Here is a 585-nt window from a genome sequence, read left to right as displayed (position 1 = left end):
GACCTGGTCAAGCGCATGTTTGATACTGGTGAGCTCAACCGGGTGCGGATGTCAGATATTTATCTACCTGCGCACCGATGAAGGATGGTTGTACTTGTGCGTGATCCGAGACGGCCACTCCCGTCGTGTGCTGGGCTAGGCTATGAATAGCGCCCAAGATACGCGCCTAGTCAAAGGAGCACTGCGAATAGCACATGCGCTGCGCGGTGACGTTGCTGATGGTCTCGTGTTTCACGCTGACCGCGGAACGCAATGTACCAGCGAGCAGCTCTGGGAGGTGTGCCGCAACCTAGGTGTTGCTCAGACGGTGGGGCGTACCGGGGTGTGTTTCGATAACGCGATGGCTGAGTCGTTCTGGTCGACGCTTAAGACCGAGTTTTACGACCGGAAGCGCTGGCCAACCCATGATGCCGCCCGCAAGGCCGTTGCTTACTGGATTGAAGTGGTCTACAACCGTCGGCGCCGACACTGAAGACCTCGGGATGGTCAGCTCTGTCGATTTCGAGAACCACATCACCCAAACCAGAAACGAAGAAAAATCGCTGCCTAACCACTAGGTAGCTCCACTACGTGTCCACGATTTGC

General features: G+C 56.4%; 1 protein-coding gene. It reads left to right on the top strand.

From position 1 onward, the window contains the following. The first annotated feature begins 142 nt into the window (after positions 1-142). Positions 143-472: a transposase gene (locus tag QP891_RS11695; protein WP_502869519.1), complete on the top strand. Its 330-nt coding sequence runs from the start codon at positions 143-145 to the stop codon at positions 470-472. Positions 473-585: the final 113 nt, after the last annotated feature.

Source organism: Corynebacterium sp. MSK310, from assembly GCF_030227355.1.
GTDB classification, from domain to species: Bacteria; Actinomycetota; Actinomycetes; order Mycobacteriales; family Mycobacteriaceae; genus Corynebacterium; species Corynebacterium rhinophilum.
The sequence above is the reverse complement of the archived record's forward strand: the minus strand, read 5'-3'. Positions and strand labels throughout refer to the sequence as shown.